This window comes from Thermotomaculum hydrothermale, assembly GCF_016592575.1.
GTDB lineage: Bacteria > Acidobacteriota > Holophagae > Thermotomaculales > Thermotomaculaceae > Thermotomaculum > Thermotomaculum hydrothermale.
Genome location: NZ_AP017470.1, coordinates 575,025 through 598,612 on the forward strand (window position 1 = coordinate 575,025; position 23,588 = coordinate 598,612).

Annotated in this window: 20 protein-coding genes and 1 tRNA gene; 16 read left to right on the top strand and 5 right to left on the bottom strand. The window is 35.1% G+C overall.

The window, feature by feature from the left end; genetic code table 11:
* Window positions 1–42 precede the first annotated feature (42 nt).
* A complete protein-coding gene (locus TTHT_RS02590; RefSeq protein WP_201328483.1) occupies window positions 43–2,115 on the bottom strand; it encodes a M6 family metalloprotease domain-containing protein in 2,073 nt (690 codons plus the stop codon).
* 113 nt (window positions 2,116–2,228) lie between these two features.
* On the opposite strand from TTHT_RS02590, the gene TTHT_RS02595 reads away from it, so the two are divergent.
* From TTHT_RS02595 to TTHT_RS02670, 16 genes are all read left to right on the top strand, one after another.
* Window positions 2,229–2,891 carry a transglutaminase-like domain-containing protein gene (locus TTHT_RS02595; RefSeq protein WP_201328484.1) on the top strand — a complete coding sequence of 221 codons (663 nt, stop codon included), beginning with the start codon at window positions 2,229–2,231 and terminating at the stop codon, window positions 2,889–2,891.
* A 72-nt stretch (window positions 2,892–2,963) separates the two neighbouring features.
* Entirely contained in the window at window positions 2,964–3,479 is a 516-nt protein-coding gene (locus TTHT_RS02600; protein ID WP_201328485.1) for a LemA family protein, read from the top strand.
* 1 nt (window position 3,480) lies between these two features.
* Window positions 3,481–5,355 (top strand): DUF2207 domain-containing protein, encoded by a 1,875-nt coding sequence (locus tag TTHT_RS02605; protein ID WP_201328486.1) that lies wholly within the window; start codon window positions 3,481–3,483, stop codon window positions 5,353–5,355.
* 284 nt (window positions 5,356–5,639) lie between these two features.
* Window positions 5,640–7,151 (top strand): lysine--tRNA ligase, encoded by a 1,512-nt coding sequence (gene lysS, locus TTHT_RS02610; RefSeq protein ID WP_201328487.1) that lies wholly within the window; start codon window positions 5,640–5,642, stop codon window positions 7,149–7,151.
* Between the two features lie 4 nt (window positions 7,152–7,155).
* Complete coding sequence (locus TTHT_RS02615) at window positions 7,156–8,373, top strand: FtsX-like permease family protein (protein ID WP_201328488.1); 1,218 nt, start codon at window positions 7,156–7,158, stop codon at window positions 8,371–8,373.
* On the top strand, window positions 8,366–9,043 hold the full coding sequence (locus tag TTHT_RS02620; RefSeq protein WP_201328489.1) for an ABC transporter ATP-binding protein: 678 nt from the start codon (window positions 8,366–8,368) through the stop codon (window positions 9,041–9,043). The genes TTHT_RS02615 and TTHT_RS02620 overlap by 8 nt, the downstream gene beginning before the upstream one ends.
* Window positions 9,036–11,357: an ATP-dependent Clp protease ATP-binding subunit gene (locus tag TTHT_RS02625; RefSeq protein ID WP_201328490.1), complete on the top strand. Its 2,322-nt coding sequence runs from the start codon at window positions 9,036–9,038 to the stop codon at window positions 11,355–11,357. The genes TTHT_RS02620 and TTHT_RS02625 overlap by 8 nt, the downstream gene beginning before the upstream one ends.
* Window positions 11,351–13,687, top strand: coding sequence for an outer membrane protein assembly factor BamA (bamA, locus tag TTHT_RS02630; protein ID WP_201328491.1), 2,337 nt, complete (start codon window positions 11,351–11,353; stop codon window positions 13,685–13,687). Before TTHT_RS02625 ends, bamA begins: the two co-directional genes overlap by 7 nt.
* A 35-nt stretch (window positions 13,688–13,722) precedes the next feature.
* The gene (locus TTHT_RS02635) at window positions 13,723–14,235 is read left to right on the top strand and encodes an OmpH family outer membrane protein (protein ID WP_201328492.1); all 513 of its coding nucleotides are present in this window, start codon (window positions 13,723–13,725) and stop codon (window positions 14,233–14,235) included.
* The gene (gene lpxD, locus TTHT_RS02640) at window positions 14,222–15,235 is read left to right on the top strand and encodes a UDP-3-O-(3-hydroxymyristoyl)glucosamine N-acyltransferase (protein WP_201328493.1); all 1,014 of its coding nucleotides are present in this window, start codon (window positions 14,222–14,224) and stop codon (window positions 15,233–15,235) included. The genes TTHT_RS02635 and lpxD overlap by 14 nt, the downstream gene beginning before the upstream one ends.
* 26 nt (window positions 15,236–15,261) lie before the next feature.
* Complete coding sequence (gene fabZ, locus TTHT_RS02645; RefSeq protein WP_201328494.1) at window positions 15,262–15,690, top strand: 3-hydroxyacyl-ACP dehydratase FabZ; 429 nt, start codon at window positions 15,262–15,264, stop codon at window positions 15,688–15,690.
* A 12-nt stretch (window positions 15,691–15,702) separates the two neighbouring features.
* Window positions 15,703–16,473 carry an acyl-ACP--UDP-N-acetylglucosamine O-acyltransferase gene (gene lpxA, locus TTHT_RS02650; RefSeq protein ID WP_201328495.1) on the top strand — a complete coding sequence of 257 codons (771 nt, stop codon included), beginning with the start codon at window positions 15,703–15,705 and terminating at the stop codon, window positions 16,471–16,473.
* Between the two features lie 6 nt (window positions 16,474–16,479).
* Entirely contained in the window at window positions 16,480–17,460 is a 981-nt protein-coding gene (locus tag TTHT_RS02655; protein WP_201328496.1) for a tRNA dihydrouridine synthase, read from the top strand.
* A 58-nt stretch (window positions 17,461–17,518) separates the two neighbouring features.
* Window positions 17,519–19,042 carry an ArnT family glycosyltransferase gene (locus TTHT_RS02660; protein WP_201328497.1) on the top strand — a complete coding sequence of 508 codons (1,524 nt, stop codon included), beginning with the start codon at window positions 17,519–17,521 and terminating at the stop codon, window positions 19,040–19,042.
* Between the two features lie 70 nt (window positions 19,043–19,112).
* Window positions 19,113–19,189, top strand: a tRNA-Met gene (locus tag TTHT_RS02665).
* A 202-nt stretch (window positions 19,190–19,391) separates the two neighbouring features.
* Window positions 19,392–19,925, top strand: coding sequence for an O-acetyl-ADP-ribose deacetylase (locus TTHT_RS02670; protein WP_201328498.1), 534 nt, complete (start codon window positions 19,392–19,394; stop codon window positions 19,923–19,925).
* 3 nt (window positions 19,926–19,928) lie between these two features.
* Here the strand turns inward: TTHT_RS02670 and TTHT_RS02675 are convergent, their stop codons facing one another.
* The 4 genes from TTHT_RS02675 to gltX all read right to left on the bottom strand — a co-directional run bounded on the left by TTHT_RS02675 (window position 19,929) and on the right by gltX (window position 23,580).
* Window positions 19,929–21,041, bottom strand: coding sequence for a DUF819 family protein (locus TTHT_RS02675; RefSeq protein ID WP_201328499.1), 1,113 nt, complete (start codon window positions 21,039–21,041; stop codon window positions 19,929–19,931).
* 19 nt (window positions 21,042–21,060) lie between these two features.
* Window positions 21,061–21,351, bottom strand: coding sequence for a hypothetical protein (locus TTHT_RS02680; protein ID WP_201328500.1), 291 nt, complete (start codon window positions 21,349–21,351; stop codon window positions 21,061–21,063).
* Between the two features lie 67 nt (window positions 21,352–21,418).
* Window positions 21,419–22,102 (bottom strand): TrmH family RNA methyltransferase, encoded by a 684-nt coding sequence (locus TTHT_RS02685; protein ID WP_201328501.1) that lies wholly within the window; start codon window positions 22,100–22,102, stop codon window positions 21,419–21,421.
* 2 nt (window positions 22,103–22,104) lie between these two features.
* Window positions 22,105–23,580, bottom strand: a complete 1,476-nt coding sequence (gene gltX, locus TTHT_RS02690; RefSeq protein WP_201328502.1) for a glutamate--tRNA ligase — start codon at window positions 23,578–23,580, stop codon at window positions 22,105–22,107.
* Window positions 23,581–23,588: the final 8 nt, after the last annotated feature.

Consider the following 23,588-nt stretch of genomic DNA (forward strand, 5'->3'; position numbering starts at 1 on the left):
GCCTTAAAAATTAGGCCGCCTATTTTTAAATTTAAAATATTTTTATTGAGTAGTTACCTCGTTTGAAGGTATTGCTATTATATTTGTGTTCCCTTCTGTAAAGGTTAAAGCAAAACCTGTAATATCTCTTTCAGCTGAAACCTTTAAAAATCCCCTTGGTTGAAGGGATGAACCAAAAAGGTTTTCAAGCATATCCACATATTTTTGTTTTCCACTTAATTCCACTGTTCTTGTTGCCTTTTTAAAACCATAGTAATCGTATAGTTCAAAAGTAACTGTATTTGTTCTGTCTGATGTGTTAATAATTGCAATTCCAGTTGATTTTCTGTCAATGTGTTCAATTAAAGGAAAGATAAGCAGTTTTGATGTCTGGTATTTTAAAGGAAGGCTTGTTTCTCCACCGGTTGGAATATATTTAAAGGTGATTATTCCCTTTACATTTTCAGTTTTAGATTCAATTTCAATAAATCCCTGGTCAGGAATTGAAAAATCGAATATATCCGGCACCATTTTTGAGATACCGCCCATTGAAGGCAAGACAAACTCTTTTGTTCCATAATAACTGCCGTTGTTATCGTAAACTGCAAGTTGAACTTTTTCTCCTATTTCTCCTCCGCATCCAAGAGTTAACCTTGATTCCCACAATCCATTTCTTATATCGTAGTGTGCAAGGTAGGAAACATTGCCCTTAATTGCAAGGGTAAATTTTATTGTATCTTTCGCTTCCCCTATTTCTGAGACTGTGATGCCTGTTCTATCCCCATTGTAAGCATTGCTATTTGGGCTGCTTGTAGGAGAAAAAATATCTCCCTGAGTGTAATAATCGCCGGCATCAGCACTCATATTCTGTTCAATTTGTTCCAGTCCATCAGCTTCCATTAGTCTTAAAAGTTTGTGCTCGGTGTATGAGTTGTCGTAGAGGTAGTCATAACCATATTGGTTTAACCTTGCGTCCACATGCCAGATTAACAACCCGTCATTTGGATAGGTTACATCGTTTTCTATTCTTTTCCTGTATTGAATCATATAAAACTCGCCAAAGGGAGAGTTTTCAGAATAATTTGGCATAACAAGGACAACATCCGGGTTTTCTTCTGATGGATTTAAGGTGATCTCCTGGTCGCCTTCAACAATGATTGTTGGCTCAATCCAGTCAAGCACATACTTTGAGAAACAGTTGTGGTCTCCCCAGTTGTGATCCATCATATCGAGCCCGCCAACACCACCTTTTGGACCAACAGAGTCATCGTAATCATAATAATCTGGCAATCCTAAAGCATGGCCTGTTTCATGAATTAAAACATGTGGAGTATACTCAATATCTGTAGCGTTAGGGTCGTAAGGATCAGGGTAATAATAGTTTTCCCACTGCCAGGAATATCCGCCTAAACTAACCCCGTCAACTTTGAAATCTGTATCCTGAAAGGTAGTCATATATCCCCACCAGAAATCAGACCAGCCTTCATGGGGTCCTGCCCAGATTATTGCAAAGTAGTCTATTTTCCCATCTCCGTCATTGTCATACTTTGAAAAGTCAACACCCTGCTCATCATAATACTGGAAAACTTCTTTTATAAAGTTCTCCCTTCCTGTATTATTTTTTTGAATCTGGTCTCTATTGTAAGGTGCCTGATACCATCCTAAAACATCACCTTGAAGGTTAAGTTTTCCATAAGAAGCCCTGTTGTAATAGTTGTGTAAACTTTCATATGGGTATTCATCAGGGTTTCCATTTCCAAAAACCTTATTTCTCACCGTGTCAATGTCTGTGTAATGAGGATAATCCTGAAATTCCACGCATATAATTAAAACATTAACATCTCCTGTGGTTGGCATATTTCTCCAGCCTAAAGGTGGGGTTTTCAGGTTTTTTAATTTATCTGTTTCTCCTTTTGCCTTATACACTGCTTTAAGCAACTTATAGTGAAGATAGGCTCCTGCACCCTCAGGCATTTTGTAATTTCCGTACGATTTTGCCCTTTGAATTCTTTCAGCTAATGTTCCATCTTTTTTGTATTTTTGTATCATTTCTCTTGTTGGCGGTTCAAGTGCCCATAGTGATGGAATAAAAAGAATTGTTGCCAGAAAAAGTGAAAAAACTTTTTTAAGCCTCATTAAAAATCCTCCTTAAATAAATTAAGCTTCTATTTTAAATTATTAGGATATTTGTTCAATAAGAATTTTTATATTTTTGTTAAAATTTATTTATGAGAGTTAAGGGAATAAAAATGGAAGAAATTTTGTCTGTCAGTATTGATAAGTTTTTAGAGGAGAACTTCTTTTTTGATTTTGGGGATCCTGTTGTTGCTGAAAAAACAAACTCAATTATAAATGGATGCAAAAACGAAAGAGAAAAGGCTGTTAAGCTTTTTAATTTTGTTAGAGATGAGATAACTTACACAATGTACACAGGTTTTTTCCCTGAAAAAAACTATAAGGCAAGCGTTATTTTAAAACGAAGAAAGGGTTTTTGCATTCAAAAGGCTATACTCCTTGTTGCAATGTTAAGGTGTGCTGGCATCCCTTCTGCAATTGCTTTTGCTGATATTGTAAATTACAAAATTCCTGAAGATGCACTTGAGTTTCTTGGAACAAATTACTTTTCATACCATGGATTTGTTGTTTTAAATTTAAATGGAAAATGGATTAAAGTAACTCCAACTTTTGATAAAAATACCTGTTTAAAGGCAGGGTATCCTATTCTTGATTTTGATGGGGAGAATGATGTTATTTTCCCTGAATATCTTGAAAATGGGGAAAAGTTTATTGAATACAAAAAACATCACGGAATATACTTTGAAGTGCCGTTTCAGGAAATTATTGAAAGCTGGAAAGAGATTTACGGTGAAGAAAGGCTGAATTTGTGGATAAAAGAATCAGAAAAATTTTAATTTAATTAAAATTGTCATCCTCCAATATAGTAAAATTATAGAAAAGTTATTTTAAAAAATAAGGATGGTTTTATGAGTACAGTTTTAATTATTTTTTGTCTGGTTATTCTTTTTTACCTGATTTTTATCTATAACAAAATTATTTATTTCAAAAACCTTGCAAAGCAGGCTGAGGCTGATATTGATGTTTTTTTAAAGAAAAGGCACGATTTACTTGGGAAATTAATTGATGTTGTTAAGGGGTATTCTGATTTTGAAAAATCAACCCTTAAAAGAATTGTTGAGGTAAGAAACCTTGCATTTAAGCAGAATGTTAAAAATGCTGGAGAGTTAGAGGGAGAAATTAGAGAGGGTATAAAATCCCTGTTTGCCCTCGTTGAAAACTATCCTGATTTAAAGGCAAATGAGAACTATCTTGAATTGCAAAAGGAAATTACAGACATTGAAGAGGATTTGCAAAAGGCAAGAAGGTTTTATAACGGTGTTGTTCAGTCTTACAACACCTTTATTGAGAAGTTTCCAAATATAATTGTTGCAAAGGTTTTTAATTTAAAACCGCTTAAATACTTTGATTTTAAGGAGGCTTAATATGAAGCATCTTTTTTCAGTTTTGCTTTTATGTTTTTTAGCATTATCTCTCTTTGCCTCTGAAGAGATTCTTGATTATCAAAGTGATATTACAATTGGGAGAGATAATACACTTTTAGTTATAGAGAGTATAACGGTAAGGGCAGAGGGGAAAAAGATAAAGAGGGGTATTTACAGAGAGTTTCCCACTGATTATGTGGATAGCATGGGAAGAAGGGTAAAGGTTAGATTTAAGGTTGAGTCTGTTGAGAGAAATGGAGAAAGAATTAATTACTGGGTTGAGAGAAGGGTAAACGGTTACAGGGTTTATATGGGTTCAAAAAATTATTACCTTAAACCAGGGGTTTATACCTTTAGATTAACCTATATTACAGACAGACAGATTGGCTTTTTTAAAGACCACGATGAATTGTACTGGAATGTTACAGGGCAGGGCTGGATTTTCCCTATAAAACAGGTTACTGCTTATGTTTCTTTGCCTGAGGGGTGCAAAACTGATGATTTTTTAAAGTGGACTGCTTATACAGGTTATAGAGGTTCAAGGGAAAAGTCTTTTAAGGCTTATTTTGACACAATGGGAAGGCTTGTTTTTGAAAGCACAAGGCCTTTGTCTTCCAATGAGGGAATGACGATTGTTGTTGCATTTAGAAAGGGGATTGTTCACGAACCTTCAGCTAAAGAAAAGATGATGTTTATTTTAGAGGATAATAAAAATATTTTAGGTGGGTTAATAGGGTTGCTTATAGTTTTGCTTTATTATTTAATTGTATGGTTTTATGTTGGAAGAGACCCTGAAAAAGGGCCAATTGTTCCTCAATTTGAACCACCTGATAATCTCTCCCCGGCACAGGTTTGTTATATAGCACACATGGGTTATTCAATAAAATGTTTACTTGCTGCTTTGGTTAATATGGCAATAAAGGGTGTGTTAAAAATTAAAGAAGAGGATAATATTTTTGCTTTGAAAAGAAAATCCACCGATACTTCAAACCTCTCGCCTGAAGAGTTAAAACTTTTTGGAAGCTGGCTGGCTATAGGTGGCTATTTTAAGTTTAAACAGTCAAACTACGCTGAAATTCAAGACGGAATTAAGGGTTTTAAAAAGATTTTAAAAAACACGCTTGAGGGGACTTATTTTCATTCAAACTCTAAATTTTTAATTCCAGGGATTATTCTTTCCTTATTTACACTCTTTGTTATTGCTATTTATTCAAGGATTCCTCCGGTTGCCGGTTTTATTCTTTTCTGGCTTTCATTCTGGACATTTGGAGTTGTGGCTATCTGGAGCCAATTTATCAGTAGCTTAAAATCAAGAACTTCTATTGTAAATATTATAGGGTTAGGCTTAGTTTCCATTCTTTTTACATTAGGTGAATTTGGTGGATTTTTTATGCTTACAAAAGCAGCATCTGTTGAGGCAGGATTTATTGTTGTGGCTTTAGCAATTGTCAACATACTTTTCTTTTACCTGATTAAAGCACCAACCAGATACGGCAGAAGGGTAATGGATAAAATTGAAGGATTAAAACTATATCTCTCAATGGCAGAAGACGATTACATTAAGTATAAATTGAAATTCACAAAAGATGTAAATACTTTTAAATGGTTTCTCCCTTATGCCATTGCATTAGGGGTAGAGAAAAAATGGAGTGAAAAGTTTGAAGGGGCAATTGATAAGGCCGCACTTTCTGAACATTTTGAAGGTAGCAGGTTTTATGCAGGTGGATTTTTTGCTACAAACTTTTCTTCAACCTTTGCATCTTCAATGTCTTCCGCAATATCCTCATCTTCAAGTGCTCCTGACTCATCCTCTGGCTTTTCAGGTGGAGGTGGTGCCGGCGGAGGCGGCGGCGGAGGCGGTGGAGGTGGATTTTAAAATTCAGGGAGGGAGAAGGTATTGGGTTAAAGGTAATTAGCGGTTTAGGGTGGGGGTAAATGTTTTAGGGGAAAATTATGAATGATGAATTATGAATTATAGATTGAGGAGTGTTTTTTATTTTAAAGTTATTTTTCCTCAATTTAAAATCCATAATCTAAAATCAAGAATTTTTTTAAAATATTTTTGCCGATTTCAATTCTTCTTTTGCTTTCCGTTGACTGAAGTGGTTAATTCTCCTATAATTCAATTTGTTTAAAATTAAATAAAGGAAGAGGTTTGTTATGACAAACGAAAAACAGGTAAACGAATATATTGCTAACAGGCGTAATAATTTAAAGGCATTGGTTGATGCAGGAATCAACCCTTATCCCGTTAAATTTGAGTACGATATTACCCCTGCAGAGATTAAAGAGGTTTTTGAAAAATACGATACAGAGCAACTTGCTGAATTAAACAAAAAGGTTAAAACCTGTGGGAGAATTGTGGCCAAAAGGGTTATGGGCAAGGTTACCTTTATGCATATTTTTGACGAAGGGGTAAAACTCCAGCTATTTTTTGCACAGGACAAAATAGGAAAACCCAGCTATAAACTTTTAAAAAAGATTGAAGTAGGTGATTTTATAGGGGTTGAAGGTGTTTTGTTCAGAACAAAGACAAATGAGTTAACTGTAAATGTTGAAAGCTATACATTTCTTGCGAAAGCGATAAGGCCTCTTCCTGAAAAGTGGCATGGGCTTCAGGACAAGGAATTAAGGTATAGACAGAGATACCTTGATTTGCTTACAAACGAGGAAGTAAGGAAAACTTTTGTTTTAAGAAGCAGGATTATTTCTGAAATCAGAAAATTCTTTGAATCAAGGGGGTACATAGAGGTTGAAACACCAATGATGCAGTTAATTCCAGGTGGTGCCGCCGCAAGACCATTTATTACCCACCACAATGCCCTTGATATTGATTTATATTTGCGAATTGCCCCTGAATTGTACCTTAAAAGGCTGATTATTGGTGGATTTAACAAAGTTTTTGAGATTAACAGGAATTTTAGAAATGAAGGTGTTGATACCCAGCACAACCCTGAATTTACTATGATTGAGTTTTACGAAGCTTATGCTGATTTAAGGGATATGATGAGGATTACAGAGGAGTTGTTTACCACAATTTGTGATAATGTAATAGGTAAAAGAAAGATTAAATACCTTGACCATGAGATAGATTTTTCAACACCTTTCAGGAAAATGACAATGAGAGAGGCTATTGTTGAGTTTGGGAAGGATATAAAGTACGAGGATTTAAACTCCAAAGAAACCCTCTTGCCAATTGCAAAAAGGTTGGAGATAGAAGATGCTGAAAAATTAAATTACGGTAAATTATTGTCTGAAGTTTTTGAGGCAGTGGCAGAGGAAAAGCTTATACAACCAACATTTATAACTGAGTATCCGATTGAGGTTTCCCCCCTGACAAAAACTATTGAGGGAGACGATAGATTTGTTGACAGGTTTGAGTTGTTTATTGCCGGCATGGAACTTGCTAATGCATACAGTGAGTTAAATGACCCTGATGAGCAGTTGAGAAGGTTTAAAATGCAGTTAAAAGAGAGGGAAAAGGGAGACGATGAGGCACAGATGATGGACGAAGATTTCCTCGTTGCAATGGAGCATGGAATGCCGCCAACAGGGGGAGAAGGAATAGGAATTGACAGGCTTGTAATGATTTTTACAAATTCACCTTCAATCAGGGATGTAATTTTATTCCCTTATATGAGGCCTAAAAAAGAGGAAAAGCAAGAAAAATAGGTTAATGAAAGCTGAAACCTTTATTGCTTTAAGGTACCTTAAAGCAAAGAGACATCAAACTTTTATAGGAATAATTACAATTATTTCCGTTCTTGGAATAATTATAGGCACTTTTTCTCTTATTATAGCCCTCTCACTAATGACAGGGTTTCACAACAAAATGAAGGAAAATTTGCTTGATGCAAATTCACACCTGTCTGTGCACAGTCTTAGCGACACAATGGAGATTAAAGAGGCTGAAGAAATTATAAAAAAAGCGTCAAAATTGCACTATTTTAAAGCAGGCTCTTATGCCGTATTGACACAGGGGTTGTTAAGAGGAGGGTTATCCTCAGAATCCAAGCCTGTTGTTGTTAAAGGGGTTCTTTTAAATGAGGAAAAAAAGGTCACTACAATTTTAGATTCAATTAATTTAAAGACCATTCCCTTAAACGGTGTCGTAATAGGCGAGGAGCTTGCAAAGAGGCAGGGATTAACAATAGGGGATAAGGTTACTGTTTTGTTTTTTAAACCAACCCAAACTCCTCTGGGGATTATGCCAAGGATAAGGACTTACACTGTTTCAGGTATTTTTTCAAGTGGTATTTACGAGTATGACAAAAACTGGGTTTTTGTAAATTTGAAGAATCTTCAAAGTGTTTTAAACCTGAAAAACAAAGTTGATTTTGTTCAGTTCAGGTGTTCTTCAATTGATAAAATCGATAAGTTTAAAAGCGAATTGAAAAAGGTGTTAAGTCCTAAATTTTTTATTATTGATTTAAGGGATACAAACAAAAAACTTTTTGCAGCAATTAAGATTGAAAAGATTATAGTATCTTTGATTATAGGTTTAATTGTACTCGTTGCTGCCTTGAATATTACCTCTTCTCTAATTTTGATGGTTATGGAGAAGAGAAAAGACATAGGTATTTTAAAGGCTATGGGCATGAAAAATAAGCAAATAATGAAGATTTTTAAATTTCAGGGAATTGTTATAGGTTTTGTAGGTTCATTTTTGGGGTGTTCATTGGGAGTTATAACAGCATATTTTGGGAATAAATACCAGTTGATAAAACTACCCCCTGATGTTTACGACTTTCTCTCTTTTATTCCCTTTGATGTAAGGTTCACCGATGTTGCGCTGGTTTTTCTTTGTACTGTATTAATAACATATCTTGCAACAATCTATCCTGCTAAAAGAGCTGCAGAGTTAGACCCTGCTAAGGCGGTAAGGTATGAGTAAACTCTTAAAGGTAGATTCTATTTCAAAAAGTTATAAAACAGGAAATAAAGTATTAAAAGTATTGGAAAATATATCCTTTGATTTGAATAAAGGTGAATTTCTGGCAATAACAGGTGTTTCCGGGGTAGGGAAAAGTACTTTGCTTAACCTTGTTGGATTATTAGACAAGCCTGATTCAGGCGAAATTGAATTAGGTAATGTTAAGTATTCTTCATTAACAGAAGACCAGAAAAGCACTTTCAGAAATAAGCATTTAGGATTTGTTTTTCAATTCCACCACCTTTTACCAGAATTCACCGTCATAGAAAATATAGCAATGCCTTTTGTTATAGGAAATGGGGATTTTGATAAAGGATTTAAAAAGGCTGAAATGCTTGCAAAAGCGGTAGGGCTGGGAGAAAGGCTTGAGCACTTTCCTACAATGCTTTCAGGAGGTGAACAGCAAAGGGTTGCTGTTGCAAGGGCAATAGTTAATAATCCGGATTTATTGTTGATGGATGAGCCGACAGGAAACCTTGACCCTAAAACTGGAAAGATGGTAATGGACTATGTTTTCCAATTAAGAAATACTTATAATTTAAGTTGTATTATTGTTACTCATAATATAGAAATAGCCAAAAGATGTGATAAAATCTTTTCTATGGAAACGCTGGAGTGTAATTATGTTTGAAAACTTTACGGACAGGGCACGGAGAGTATTATTCTTTGCCAGAAACAAAGCGGGGCAATTTCAAAACCCCTTTGTTGATTCAGTGCATCTTCTTCACGGTGTTTTAATGGAAGAAGACTCTCTTGTAATGTCCACTTTAAAATACTGCAAAGTAGATACAATTCTTCTTAGAAAAGAAATAGATGTAATGTGTGTAAAATTGGGAAGGTCAGGTTATGGAGGAGAGATCCCTTTAACCGAGACAGTTCAGAATATGCTAAAACAGGCAATAAGAGAGTCTTTTGCCTTTGAAAGCGATAAGGTTGATGTTGAGCATATATTCCTTGCTATATTACATTTTCCTTCATCTTCCGCTGTTACTGTTTTGAGAAATGCGGGACTTAGAAGTGTAATTGAAGCAAGAAATTACCTTACAGACGAGTTAAACAAGGATATTGATTTCTTCTCAGATATTGAAGATGAAGAAGATATAGAGGAAAAGTTCCCAAATCTTTCAAAGTACGGCAAAGATTTAACTTTGCTTGCAAAACAGGGTAAGCTTGATAAGTGTGTTGGAAGGGAAGTAGAGATTCAGAGGATAATTCACATACTTTCAAGAAGAAGGAAAAATAATCCTTTGCTTTTAGGGGATGCTGGTGTTGGGAAAACAGCAATTGTTGAAGGGCTTGCCCAGAGAATTGTTGAAGGAAATATCCCTGATAGCTTAAAAAACAGGTCATTGTTTGCCCTTGACCTTGCAAGCATTGTTGCTGGCACAAAGTATAGGGGACAGTTTGAGGAAAGATTAAGGGATATTATTAAAGAGGCTGTGCAGGAAAAGGCAATTTTATTTATAGATGAATTTCATACAATTGTAGGCGCAGGTTCTGCTGAAGGCTCTCTTGATGCTGCCAATATGCTTAAACCATCTCTCGCCAGAGGGGAATTACAGTGTATAGGTGCTACCACCTATAAAGAATTTTCAAAACATATAGAAAAAGACAAATCTTTAATGAGAAGGTTTCAGGTAGTAAAGGTTGTTCAGCCTGATTTTGAAGAAACTCTGCATATATTAAGAGAGATTAAGGATAGGTATGAGGATTTTCACGGTGTTGAATATACTTATGAAGCATTAAAAAAAGCGGTAAGTCTTTCGGAAAGGTTTATTCCAGGGAGAATGCAGCCTGACAAGTCTATAGATTTAATAGATGAGGCGGGGGCTAAGGTCAAAATAGAATTTTTAAAGAGCCTTGAAGAAAAAGGGATATCAAAAAGCGAGGTTGAAGAGAAACCTAAGGTTGAACCAAAGCATATAGAAGAAGCTGTTGCCAATTGGACAGGAATTCCTGTGTCGTCAATAACAGAAGGAGAAAGGGAGAGGCTGTTAAATTTAAAAGATTACCTTTACTCAAGAATTGTTGGGCAAAACAAGGCAATTGAGATTCTTGTTAAAGCCATAAAAAGAGCAAGGCTTGGGATGTCTTCTCCCAATAGGCCGTCAGGAGTATTTATGTTTTTAGGCCCAACTGGAGTGGGTAAAACCGAGCTTTCAAAGCAGCTTGCTGTTTATCTTTTTAGAAGTGAAAAGTCTCTTATAAGATTTGATATGTCAGAGTTTATGGAAAAGCATTCGGTATCAAGGCTTATAGGCGCCCCTCCCGGTTATGTGGGATATGAAGAGGGTGGTCAGTTAACTGAGGCGGTAAAAAAACAGCCATATTCAGTTATACTTCTTGACGAGATAGAAAAGGCTCACCCAGACTTGATAAATATACTCCTACAGATTTTTGATGACGGAAGAGTTACAGATGCTTTTGGAGAGACAATAGATTTCTCAAATACAATTATAATTATGACATCAAATGTAGGCTCAAGAATTATTCACCATGGGAAACATCCTGGATTTAAAGTGAAAGACGAGAACCTTAAACCAATGGATAAAAAATCTGACATTATGGGGGAGGTTAAAAGATTTTTTACACCAGAGTTTCTGAACAGAATAGACGAAATTATTGTATTCAACCCGTTAGGGAAGGATGATTTAAAGAAGATAGTTTATATACTTATTAACGATTTAAACGAGTTTTTAAGAGAGAAAAAAATTCAGGTTAAACTTACAGAGAAGGCTGTAGACTGGATTGTTGATATTGCTTGCAAAGACTTGAACTACGGAGCAAGGCCTTTGAAAAGAGCTGTTCAGGAATATGTGCAGGATAAATTATCTGATGCAATTATAGAAAACTACAAGAACAGCGAAGGAGAATACACAATAGATGTGCAGAACAATGGAATTATCATAAAGAAAAAGGGGAAGGGTGTGGAGGTTAAATGTTAAAAATCCGAAATTTGGTTATTTTTCTGGTTGTCTTTTGTTCTTTGACAGTAAGGGCTGAGGTTATTGAAAAGATAAAGGTTGTTGGAAATGTTAGGATTTCCACTCAATCTATATTATTCAGGATTCATAGCGAAGAGGGACAGGAGTTAGACCTTGATACAATATCTCAGGATATAAAAAGGCTATGGGATTTAAAGGTTTTTTCAGATATTAAGGTTGATGTTGAAGATGGGAAAAATGGGAAGATAGTTATCTTTGCCGTTAAGGAAAGACCGATAGTTAAAGACTATGAATTTTTAGGCAATCACGCAGTAGGTCCCAATGCCCTTCTTGATAAATTAAAAGAAAAAGGGGTTGTCTTACGAAAAAACAGCCAGCTTGATTATGAAGAGATAGCAAGGATAAAGAAGGCTATAATTGATATATATAAAGAAAAAGGTTATCAATACACAAAAGTTGAGCACGCATACACCTCGGTGGGAAACAATATTATAAATTTGACTTTTACAATTTATGAGGGCTCAAAGGTTCATGTTTATAAGATTGATTTTGAAGGTAATAAAGTTTATTCGGATAGAAAGTTGAAGAAAAAGCTTAAAAAACTTAAAGAGCACTGGATGTTTTCATGGATTTCGGCAACTGATATTTATTCAGAAAAGAAGTACAATGAAGCAATAGAAAATCTGAAAAAGTTTTACTGGAAACATGGTTATAAAGACATATATGTTGGAGAACCAAAAATAGAAGTTAAGGACTTTACCTCTGAAAAGCAAAAAAAGAAGAATAAAGAGAGATTAAAGGAGCACAAAAAGATTAAACAGGATTTAAGAATGTATATAACCATCCCAATTCACGAAGGGAAACAGTACTTTATTGGTAGGGTTTCCTTTGTAGGTAACAAGGTTTTACCTGACACTTATCTTGTAAAAAAATGGGAATTGGAAGAAGGGAAGCCATACAATCTTGATAAAATTAACGAATTTGTAAAAGATATTTCTGAAACATATAACAATTTTGGGTATTTGCAGTTTACAATGGAGAAAATTACAAAAATCAGGGATGGTAACATTGTTGATTTGACTTTTAAAATTAATGAAGGGAAAAGGTTTGTTTTACACAGGCTCGAATTTAAAGGAAACGATGTAACAAGAGATAAGGTGTTAAGAAGAGAATTCCTCATCCCTGAGGGTTCTGTCTTCAGGATTGATGCTTTCAAAAACAGTATGCTTAAAATAAACCAATTGGGATTTTTTGATATAACTCAGCATGAACCACATATTAAATTGGTTCCTGGAGAAAACAAGGTTAATGTTGTTGTAGAGGGGGAAGAAAGTGGTGTTAATGAATTGAATTTTGGTGGTGGTTACAGCGAATTTTCAGGGTTTTTCTTACAGGGTTCATATTCAACGAGAAACTTTTTAGGCAGAGGTGAACAGTTAAGTGTTTCAGCAACAACAGGTGCAAGAATTACTTACTATAATATTATGTTTACCGAACCATGGATATTTGATTATCCCCATTCTTTTACGGTTAATATATTTAATAGTGAGTCTGAATACTATAACTTTTCGAGAAAGGCAAGTGGTTTTAGCTTTAGTTTTGGATTTAGATTAACCACTTTTTTAACTTACTCTATCGGGTATAAGTATGAGTTAGTTGATGTTCCTGGTTCTTCATTACAACAAAACTCAATCTTTAAACCTATTTCAAACAGATTAACATCTTCAATATTCCAGGCACTTACCTACAACACTTTAAACCATCCATTTATGCCTACAGAGGGGCAAAAGTATTCTTTGAGTTTTGAGTATGCAGGCTGGCAGTTAGGTGGAGATAATTTTAAGTATACAATAGGATTAAAAGCGTTAAAGCTGATTCCGGCTTACAAAAAGAGTTTCTTTGATGTGAACATAACCGCGTACTATCAAAAGGGACTTGAGGGTAATGTAATTCCTTATTATGACAGATACTTTATAGGTGGTACAAACACTGTAAGGGGATATGATTACAGAAGAATTGCTCCTGTTGACCCTGATACAAACCAGTTAATTGGTGGTACAAAGATGTTTGTTGCTAACCTTGAATATGTTATACCTGTTGAAAACAGGTTTCAATTTGCAGTTTTCTACGATATGGGAGGTGTCTGGACAGAAGATATGGGCTGGTTTTCTAATGAATACTCACTTAAGCGTTCGTGGGGTTTTGAGGCAAGGTTTAATCTCCCGGTATTTCAAATGCCTATGAGAGTTATTTATGGATTCCCGCTTGATGAGATACCTGGAGTTGAAAAGAAGGGAAATATTGAGTTTACCATAGGGACTATATTTTAAAGTTCTTCTAAATAAATTTAAAAAGGAGAGGTGTTATGAAAAAATTTGGAGTTTTTTGTGCGATTGTATTTGGGATTCTTTTTGCAGGGTCTGTTTTTGCTCAGACAAAGGTAGCTGTTTTAGATGCTGATCAGGTGATTTTAAGATCCCAGAAGGGAAAGGCTTTTCTGAAAGAGTTGGATGCTTTTGCAAAGCAGAAAGATGAACAAATTAAAAAGAAGGTTGCTGAATTCCAGCAGTTGCAGAAAGAGTACAAGGCAAAGGCTCCGTCTCTTTCTGAGGATAAGGCAATGGAAATGCAGAAGAAACTTTCTGATATGCAGATTGAGATTAAGAGAATGCAGGATGATGCAAAGAGAGAATTTCAATTAAAACAGACAAAGGGTTTTGAAAAATTTAGAAAAATCTTGCAGCCTATTGTTGAACAAATTGCAAAAGAAAAGGGAATTGATATTGTTTTTTCAAGGGCTCAGAGCGGTATTGCTTACCACTCTCCCGCTGTTGACATTACACAGGAAGTAATCAAGAGGTTTGATGCTACAAAGTAAAGTTTTCAAACTTTCAGAACTGGCTAAAAAATTTAACCTTGTTTTAAAAGGGGAAGATAAAGAGATAAGGGAAGTGGCTTCTATCGAGAGTGCCACTCCCTTTTCACTTTGTTATATCAGGGATAAATCTTTCCTTGAAAAGGCATTAAACTCAAATGCTGGAGCGATAATTATCCCTGAGGGGATTGACGCAGATTTTAAAAAGCCTGTTTTAATAGCAAAAGACCCTTACCTTGCGTTTATTGAGATTGAAAAATTATTTATTGAGCCACCAAAGATACATTTAGATTTATCAAAAAGTTTTGTTCATCCTGACGCAGAAGTAGGTGAAAATGTTGAAATTGCCCCTTTTTGTTATATAGGTGCAGGAACAAAAATAGGGGACAATGTAAGGCTTTTCCCGGGGGTTAAAATCCTTGATAATGTTGAAATTGGAGACAATACTGTTATCTATTCAAATGTTACTGTTTTTGAAAATTGTAAAGTCGGAAAAAACTGTCAAATAGGAGCAAACACCTCAATCGGAGGGGACGGTTTTGGTTTCCACTTTGCAAATGGAGTGCACAATAAGGTGCCTCAAATAGGGATTGTCAGGATTGAAGATAATGTTGAGATTGGAAGCAATGTTGCAATTGATAGGGCGACCTTTGGAGAAACGGTAATTGGAGAAGGGACAAAGATTGATAACCTTGTCCAGATAGGACACAATGTAAAAATAGGGAAAAACTGTATTTTAGTTGCAATGGTTGGTATTGCCGGAAGTACTGAAATTGGCGATTACACTGTTATAGCAGGGAAAGCAGGTATAACAGGCCACATTAAAATTGGCAAGGGAGTGACAATAGGAGGAGGCTCTGTTGTCTTAAAGTCTGTTAAAGACGGTGAGTTTGTTGTTGGATACCCTGCTATAAATGACAGAGAGTGGAAAAGGTTACAGGCATATATATCCAAACTTCCTGAAATGTATAAAAAATTAAAGAAAATAAAAGAGGAAGATTAGATAAGAGTAAGAGGAGGATGGAGAGAATGGCTATTTTGTTTGAAGAAATAAAAAAAATTCTGCCTCACAGATACCCATTTCTTTTAATTGATAGAGTTTTGGAAGTTGAGGCTGATAAAAAAATTAAAGCAATTAAAAATGTTACAGGTAACGAGCCTTTTTTTCAGGGGCATTTCCCACATCATGCGGTAATGCCAGGTGTTTTAATTGTTGAAGCAATGGCTCAGGCAGGTGCTATTTGCCTTTTAGTTGAGAGAGAGGTAAAAGGCACACTTGTGTTTGCCGGTATTGAAAAGGCAAAATTTAGAAAACCTGTCGTGCCGGGTGATACAATAACATTTGAAGTTGAGGTGTTAAACCTAAAAAAAAGATTTTGCAAATTGCACGGTAAGGCATTTGTTGATGGAACAATGGTTGCCGAAGCAACTTTTTCTTCGGCACTTGCAGAAATGTAAACAGGAGGAATTATGATTCACCCGACCGCAATTGTCGGTAAAAATGTAGAGATAGGGGAAAATGTTGAGATCGGCCCCTTTTGCGTGATCAACGATAATGTAAAAATAGGTGATGGTACAAAGTTGATTTCCCATGTGCAAATTGATTCAAATACTGAAATTGGGAAAAACAATGTTATTTACCCCTTTTGTGTTTTAGGTTACCCTCCACAGGATTTAAAGTACCATGGAGAAGAGACTAAAACTGTAATAGGGGATGAAAATGTTATTCGTGAATACACAACTGTTCACAGAGGCACTGTTACAGGCAGAAGCGAAACAATAGTAGGTTCAAAAAACTTCATAATGGCTTATAGCCATATTGCCCACGACTGTATTGTAGGTGATAACAATATTTTTGTTAACGGTGCAACATTAGGAGGGCATGTTACTGTTGGAAATGGAGTTTATATTGGTGCTTATTCAGGTGTTCACCAGTTTTGCAGAATAGGGGACCATGCTTTTATTGGTGGTTATTCTGTTATTACTCAAGATGCACTTCCTTTTGTTAAAACTGTTGGAAACAGGGCTAAAACTTACGACATAAATGTTATAGGCCTTGAGAGGAAGGGATTTCCAAGGGAAACAATTGATGCATTGAAAAAATCTTATAGAATTCTTGTGAGAAGAGGGCTTAAACTTAAAGAAGCCCTTGAAGAAATTAGAAGGGAATTTCCCCATATTCCTGAGGCTCTTTATTTTGCAGACTTTATTGAGCAAAGCCAGAGAGGTATTTGCAGATAAACTCTTATGAGTTTATTGAAACCGCTTAAAATTGCAAATTTAACGATAGACTTCCCCGCCATACTTGCTCCTATGGCGGGGATTACTCATTCCCCTTTCAGAAATTTAATCCTTTTATATCAAAAACCTGGTTTGTTTTTTTCTGAAATGTTAAGCTCTAAAAGTGTTTTGTACGAAGATTTTTCTCAATCAATATACTTAAGGTGTATTGATAGTGTTAGAGAAAGGCCTATTGCCTATCAGATTTTTGCATCTGATGAAGAATCTGCTTTTCTTGCTGCAAAGAGGCTTAACAAGGAAGAATATATAGACATTATTGATTTTAACCTTTCCTGTCCTGCACCTGAGATTGCTAAAAAGAGAAAGGCTGGAGCTTTTTTGCTTTCCGATTTAGACCTTGCATTTAAAATTTTAAAAGCGGTTAAAAGGGGGTTAACAAAACCTTTTACAGTAAAGGTTAGAATTGGGATGAAAGAGGACAGGGAATTATTAAAAGATTTGATTTCAATGGTTGAAGAGGCGGGGGCAGATGCAATAACTGTTCACCCAAGGCTTGTTAAGCAGAAGTTAAAGGGAAAATCAAAGTGGGAGTATATTGCTTTTGTAAAGGAAATTGCAGGCATTCCTGTTATTGGAAACGGAGATGTTAAAACAAGGGAAGATTTTTTTAGAATGCTTGAAGAAACAGGTTGTGACGGAGTGATGATAGGAAGGGCAGCTGTGCAGAAACCCTGGATTTTCGGGGAAATTTCGGAGAAGGAGTATGAAATTACCCCTGATTTTTTAATAAATCTTTATCAAAGAATGCTTGAATTATACAAAGAATTCTTCCCCCCTGAAAAAGCTTTAGGAAGAATTAAAGAGTTTACCTGGTATTTTTCTAAAAATTTGAAATTTGGCCATCATTTTGCCTCAAAAGTGCAGTCCTCAAAATCTGTTAATGAAATATTAAATTTTTTCAAAGATTACATCAAATCCTGTTTTTAATTGTTACCTTTTTTAAAAAGAATTATCCTATTAAGTGAAAGGAAAGAGAGAGGTTATTATGTTTTCATTGAAAAGGAATTTTAAAACCTTATTGCTTTTAATCCTCTTTTTAGCAGCAAATTTATTGGTTTACACAAATAAAATGCCTCTATACCACGAAGAGCCTCGAAGAACGATAATTGCAAATGAAATGCTGTTAAGGGGAAGTTATATAGTTCCAACCGTTTGTTATGAAACATACTTTAAAAAGCCTCCATTACAAAACTGGATTATCCTTTTTCTCGGGAAAATAACCGGGAAAATAACAAATTTTGATGCAAGGTTACCTTCTGTTCTCTCTTTTCTTTTGACAGGTTTTTTTCTTTTTTTTCTTTTTGATGACAGAAAACAGGGCTTTATTGCTTCACTAATTTTTCTAACAAGCTATGTTACCTTGATTTCGTATGCAAACAAAGCAGAGCCGGATATTCTATTTACCTCATTAATCTTTTTGTCATATTATTTCTGGCAAAAGTCAAAGTCATTAAGTTTTTTTATTATTTCTTCAATCTTTATGGGGCTTGCAATGTTAACAAAAGGAATTTCTCCTATATTTTTCTATCCAGGTTTGGTTTTGTTCTATGCTTTTAAAAGAGATAATTTTAGCAAAAATTTTTTAAAGTTGGTTTTTCACTTTGTTCTTTCTCTAATTTTTCCTATTTTATGGCTATTTTTATTTGCAGAGAAAGCAAATCTAAATTCTCTTCTTTTAGTTTTTTCAAATGAGGTTTCAAGCAGAATGGTTGGTTCTTTTTCATTTGTAGTTTTGCATCTAATAACCTTTCCCTTGAGGGCATTTTTAGCCCTTTTCCCCTGGAGTATAGTGTTTATTTTTATCTTTGACAAAAAGTTGACAAAAGAGTTGAAAGAAAATGAACTTTTTATGACTTCTTTTTTGATTTTTATTACTTCCTTTCTAATTATGACAGTATTTCCAGGGGGAAAGGGAAGATACTTTATGCCAGCCGCACCTTTTTTTGCCATAACTTTATCATTTTTATGCCCTAAAGGGTATCTTTTAAAGGATAGTATTAAGTGGTTTTCAATACTGTTTTTAAGTGCAATTTATTTCATTTTTTCATTTTATGTTATTAAGCATGGGTTTGTTTTCCAGGGAATTGTCCTGATTATTTTAGGTGTTCTGCTTCTATTATTTTTGAGATTTAAGTACTATGTTTTTGATTTCCTCGTTGTTTTTTCAATGTTTCTCTTTCTCTTTTACATCCACGGTTTATATTTGTACAGGGCAAACACAAAAAAGAATTACAAGCAGATTGCTTACCGAATATACACTCTGTTTCCTGATAAGAGATTGCCAGTTGTTGTGGATAACACTTTAAAGCCTGAGTTTGTGTCATTGGCATTGAATTTGGAGAGGATTACAGGGGAGTTTGTATATTCTGAAAATGTAATAAAACCAAATGATTTTTATTTAATAACTTCAAAGGATAAGGTGTGCAAGTGCTGTAAAAAGATATTCCTCTGCAATTGCTCTTCAAATGTGCCCACACTTTATGTTTATCATTGTAAGAAAAGGGAATGAGTAAGATTTTTTTGCATTATTTTTTTTCTTGATTTTCAAGGGCTTTTTCAATATAATTCTCTTTGCGTGTGGCGGTGTAGCTCAGGTGGTTAGAGCATGCGGCTCATATCCGCAGTGTCGGGGGTTCGAGTCCCTCCACCGCCACCATTTTTTTTATGCCTTCATTTGATATTTAATTTCATTTAAAATTTAAAAAGTGAAAAATGTTGAAGCCAAATCTATTTTCTTGATGGTTAATGGTGTAATTTGTGAATAAAAAGTAGAGGTATATTTTATTCTTGCTTGCAGTTGAGAATAAGGGGATTAAATTTATAGATGAATAATTTTATTTTTCTGTTAAGGGGGGTATATGGAAGTAAAAGTGAACAATTGCACTTTAAGGCTTGTAAAAGGTGATATCACTAAAGAGAGGGTGGATGCTATTGTTAACGCTGCAAACAGGCAGTTGTTGCCTGGTGGTGGAGTTTGCGGCGCAATACACAGGGCAGCAGGGGAGGGGCTTGCAAAAGAGTGCAGGGAGATAGGCTTTTGCGACACAGGAGAAGCTGTTATTACAAATGGATACAATCTTCCTACAAACTATGTTATACACACTGTTGGGCCTGTTTATTCTGGAAGGGAAGAGGATGCAAAATATCTTTCAAATTGCTATAAAAACTCTTTAAAGTTGGCTGTGAAAAACAACTTGAAATCAATTGCTTTTCCCTCAATTTCAACAGGCATCTTTGGTTATCCTGTAAGAGAAGCCTCAAATGTGGCTTTAAAGACAATTATTGATTTTTTAAAGGAAAATGGTAAGCCGGAATTGGTTGAAATGGTTTTATTTTCAAACAATGACTTTAATGTTTACAAAGAATCATTGGAGAATTTAATTTCAAAATAGATTTTATTTAATTAAATAGCCAACAATTTGAACTATGTTGTATGCAAGAATTGTTGCAATAACATAGCCAAACAGTCCAACTAAAACAGAAGGAACAACCAACTTTTCCCACTTCTTTGCCATTGCCATTCCGCATGCTGTTGTTGGCCCTCCTATGTTTGCGTTTGAGGCTATGAGAATTTCAGGAAGGGGAATTTTGAAAAGGTATCCTGTGATTAAAATAAAAATCAGGTGAATTAAAATTGTCCCCCCGGCAAATACAAAAAGGTATAGCCCTTTTTGAATAATTGTGTGAATGTTTGCACTTGCCCCAACAACGGTGAAAAACATATACATAAAGAATATTCCTATTTCTTCGCTGCCTCTAATTTTCCCAAAGAATGAAGGAAATGCTGTTGCAAGGATTACCGTAATTACTGTTGAAATTAGAATATGCGGGATTCCCTTTGTAAATGTGCTTAAAAACATTGAAACTGTGGCAATAACTGTTGCAATTGATACAGTATAAACAATGTCAAGGGGATAGATTGCACCATTGTCTTCAATTTCAATCTCTTCAAGGTAATCTCTGTCTTCAAATTTAAAGAATTTTCTAAAAAATTTACTTACTGATATGAAAAATAATCCCATAATGAGGAAAGCCATAACAACATTGTCTGCAGCAACCGCTGCTGCAAGTGTATCTCCCTCAATCTTTAGTAATTCTGAAATAGCCACAAAGTTTATTGTGCCACCTATGTATGTTGCGCTGAAAAGCCCGAGAGGTTTAAGCAATGCTTTTGTGCCGCCTAATGCAAAAAACATTGTTATTGCGCCTATAATTGTTCCAATCCCCCCTAAAATAAAGGCAATTAGAACCTTTCCTGTTTCTTTAAATATTGAAACAAGGTTTGCCTTAAATAGAAACATTGGTATTGCAATAGGTACAATCCAGGAATAGACAAAGTCGTAAACACTGCTTTTTTCAGGAACTATTTTTAGGTTTGCAAGGAGTATCATTGTAAACATTCCTATGACAACCCCTGATATTTGCTTTCCCCACTTTGTCTTTTTTTCTAACACAAAGGCTAAAGCGGAAATTCCAACTGTTATCCCAACAAGGAGAGATTGAGGCAACTTTTTTCCCCTTTAACTTTTATTCGTGATTGTGTTCGTGTTCTTCTTCAGCATTTTCAGATAGAATTTCAACAAATAAATCACTTGTTACAAGTGCTGAAATTACAATTCCTGTTAATGCAGCCTTTTCATCTTTTTTGTAAAATTCTATAAACCTGTCTAATGCCTTTTCCCAGTCCGGGTCATCTGTTTCAAAGTTTTTCTTAATCTCTTCCTTGTTTGCGAAAAGGTTTTGAAGAATGCCGTATGCTGTATCAACAACATATTCCCCTAATTCTTCCAATGTTAATTCTTTTTTTTCTTCATTCATAATTTTCTCCTTTTAAATTTTATACATATATTCTATTAAAAAATATTCTTTTCACAACAAAAAACATTTAAATTAATACCCTGAACAAAAAGGCTGCAACCGAAGTTGAAAGGTTTAATGAGTTTATCTTTCCCTTCATAGGGATTGTAATTACCGTGCTTTTCTTCAATATATCCTTTGAAATCCCCTCTCCCTCACTGCCAAAAATAAAGAGGTTTTTATCTGTTTTTAGGGTAAATTCATTGAGGTTGATGGCGTTTTCTGTGTTTTCCACTGAATAGAGTGAAAACCCATTTCTTCTTAAAAATTCAATATCTTCCCCAATATTTTCAGAAAGGCACACAGGAAGATAACACACAGCACCTGTGGAGGTTTTGAAAACTGCAGGGCTTACCTTTGCCCCAAATTTTTCACCAATTATTAGTGCATCAATTCCCGCACACTCACAAACCCTTATTGCCGCCCCTAAATTGTGGGGGTCGTTGACCCTGTCCAAATAAACCAGATTTATATTTTCTTTATCAGAAATAACACTTTCTAACTTGGCGTATTCAAAGGATTTAAGTTTTGCAATAACACCCTGATGCTCATTTGTTTTTGCAATCTTTGTTAAAATGTTTTTGTCTTTTCTAATTACAGGTATCCCTCTTACCTCAAAGCCTAACTTTTTCCTTGAAAAGTAAATGTACTCAATGTTTTTTTTGTTTGCTTTAACGCATTCTTTTACTGCGTTTACTCCGTAAATTATCATTTTTAAAAATGCTCTAAAAAGAGTTTAACCCTTTTTTCAATTGGAATAACCTGTTCAATCCCTCTTCCTTCAATAAGGGATTCAGTTAACACATCAATTTCAGGGCCTGAATTTTTGCCTGAAACAACAACTCTTAAAGGGTGGAATAGATATTTTCCCTTAAAGCCTTCCTTTTTAACATTGTTTACTGTTTCCCAAAGGTTTTCAATTGTAATTTCTTCAAGTTCGGAGAGTTTTTCTGCAATAACCTTTGATGCTTCAAGTTGTTTTTTATCATTTTCAAACAACTCTAAAATCTCTTTTTCTTCCCACGGCTTGTATTCAAAGAGAAATGAAACTTCATCTGGAATTTCTTTTAAAACAGTTAACCCCTTTTTAACCATATTAATCACTTTAAGAATCCAGTCTTTCTTTTCTGTGTATGCCTTTTCAAGAAACGGGTATTTGTCCAGTACAAATTCCTTTGATAATTCAAGGTATTTGTCATCTGATAACTTTTTAATATGAAGAGAGTTAATCCAGTTTAGTTTATCTGTATCAAAAACAGCAGGGGATTTTGATACCCTCTTTAATGAAAACTTTTCAATTAACTCTTTTAAAGTAAATTCTTCCCTATCTGTGCCGTCATTCCAGCCTAAAAGTGCAAGGTAATTTGTCATTGCTTCAGGCAAATATCCCTCTTTCTTAAATTGAGAAACACTTGTTGCACCGTGTCTTTTGCTTAACTTGCTTCTATCTTTTCCTAAAATAAGGGATACATGGGCAAATTTAGGAGGCTTCCAGCCTAATGCCTCATATAGCATCATCTGTCTCAATGTATTTGGAAGGTGCTCTTCAGCCCTTATTACATGGGAAATTTCCATAAGGTGGTCATCCACAACAACGCAGAAGTTGTAAACAGGCATACCGTTTGAACGGAGAATAACAAAGTCTCCCAAAACACCGCTTTTCCACTCAACCTTTCCCCTTACCAAATCGTAAAGAACATAATCTTTTTCAGGCACCTTAAACCTTATTGTGTATGGAATTCCCTTATCCAATTTTTCTTTAATTTCCTTCTCGCTTAAGCGCAAACACCTTCTGTCATAGTGGGGAGGCCTTTTTTCCTCTTCAGCCTTTTTTCTCATTTCTTCTAACTCTTCATCGGTGCAAAAGCATCTGTAAGCCTTGCCCTCTTCAAGGAGTTGATATGCGTATTTTTTATATAAATCAAGTCTTTCACTCTGCCTGTAAGGGCCGTAATCTCCGCCAATATCCGGTCCTTCATCCCATTGAAGGTTTAACCATCTTAAATCGTTTAAAACCATCTCTTCAGATTCTTTTGTTGAACGCTCTAAGTCTGTATCTTCAACCCTTAAAATAAATTTACCGCCTGTTTTTCTTGCGTAAAGGAAATTGAAAAGTGCAGTCCTTGCGCCCCCTACATGTAAATGCCCTGTTGGGCTTGGCGCAAACCTTACTCTTATTTTATTTTCCATAATTACTC

Excerpts from the sequence above, each read along its gene's own strand:
- TTHT_RS02590 (WP_201328483.1), bottom strand. The coding sequence starts at position 2,115 with ATGAGGCTTAAAAAAGTTTTTTCACTTTTTCTGGCAACAATTCTTTTT.
- TTHT_RS02595 (WP_201328484.1), top strand. The coding sequence starts at position 2,229 with ATGGAAGAAATTTTGTCTGTCAGTATTGATAAGTTTTTAGAGGAGAAC.
- TTHT_RS02600 (WP_201328485.1), top strand. The coding sequence starts at position 2,964 with ATGAGTACAGTTTTAATTATTTTTTGTCTGGTTATTCTTTTTTACCTG.
- TTHT_RS02605 (WP_201328486.1), top strand. The coding sequence starts at position 3,481 with ATGAAGCATCTTTTTTCAGTTTTGCTTTTATGTTTTTTAGCATTATCT.
- lysS (WP_201328487.1), top strand. The coding sequence starts at position 5,640 with ATGACAAACGAAAAACAGGTAAACGAATATATTGCTAACAGGCGTAAT.
- TTHT_RS02615 (WP_201328488.1), top strand. The coding sequence starts at position 7,156 with ATGAAAGCTGAAACCTTTATTGCTTTAAGGTACCTTAAAGCAAAGAGA.
- TTHT_RS02620 (WP_201328489.1), top strand. The coding sequence starts at position 8,366 with ATGAGTAAACTCTTAAAGGTAGATTCTATTTCAAAAAGTTATAAAACA.
- TTHT_RS02625 (WP_201328490.1), top strand. The coding sequence starts at position 9,036 with ATGTTTGAAAACTTTACGGACAGGGCACGGAGAGTATTATTCTTTGCC.
- bamA (WP_201328491.1), top strand. The coding sequence starts at position 11,351 with ATGTTAAAAATCCGAAATTTGGTTATTTTTCTGGTTGTCTTTTGTTCT.
- TTHT_RS02635 (WP_201328492.1), top strand. The coding sequence starts at position 13,723 with ATGAAAAAATTTGGAGTTTTTTGTGCGATTGTATTTGGGATTCTTTTT.
- lpxD (WP_201328493.1), top strand. The coding sequence starts at position 14,222 with ATGCTACAAAGTAAAGTTTTCAAACTTTCAGAACTGGCTAAAAAATTT.
- fabZ (WP_201328494.1), top strand. The coding sequence starts at position 15,262 with ATGGCTATTTTGTTTGAAGAAATAAAAAAAATTCTGCCTCACAGATAC.
- lpxA (WP_201328495.1), top strand. The coding sequence starts at position 15,703 with ATGATTCACCCGACCGCAATTGTCGGTAAAAATGTAGAGATAGGGGAA.
- TTHT_RS02655 (WP_201328496.1), top strand. The coding sequence starts at position 16,480 with ATGAGTTTATTGAAACCGCTTAAAATTGCAAATTTAACGATAGACTTC.
- TTHT_RS02660 (WP_201328497.1), top strand. The coding sequence starts at position 17,519 with ATGTTTTCATTGAAAAGGAATTTTAAAACCTTATTGCTTTTAATCCTC.
- TTHT_RS02670 (WP_201328498.1), top strand. The coding sequence starts at position 19,392 with ATGGAAGTAAAAGTGAACAATTGCACTTTAAGGCTTGTAAAAGGTGAT.
- TTHT_RS02680 (WP_201328500.1), bottom strand. The coding sequence starts at position 21,351 with ATGAATGAAGAAAAAAAAGAATTAACATTGGAAGAATTAGGGGAATAT.
- TTHT_RS02685 (WP_201328501.1), bottom strand. The coding sequence starts at position 22,102 with ATGATAATTTACGGAGTAAACGCAGTAAAAGAATGCGTTAAAGCAAAC.
- gltX (WP_201328502.1), bottom strand. The coding sequence starts at position 23,580 with ATGGAAAATAAAATAAGAGTAAGGTTTGCGCCAAGCCCAACAGGGCAT.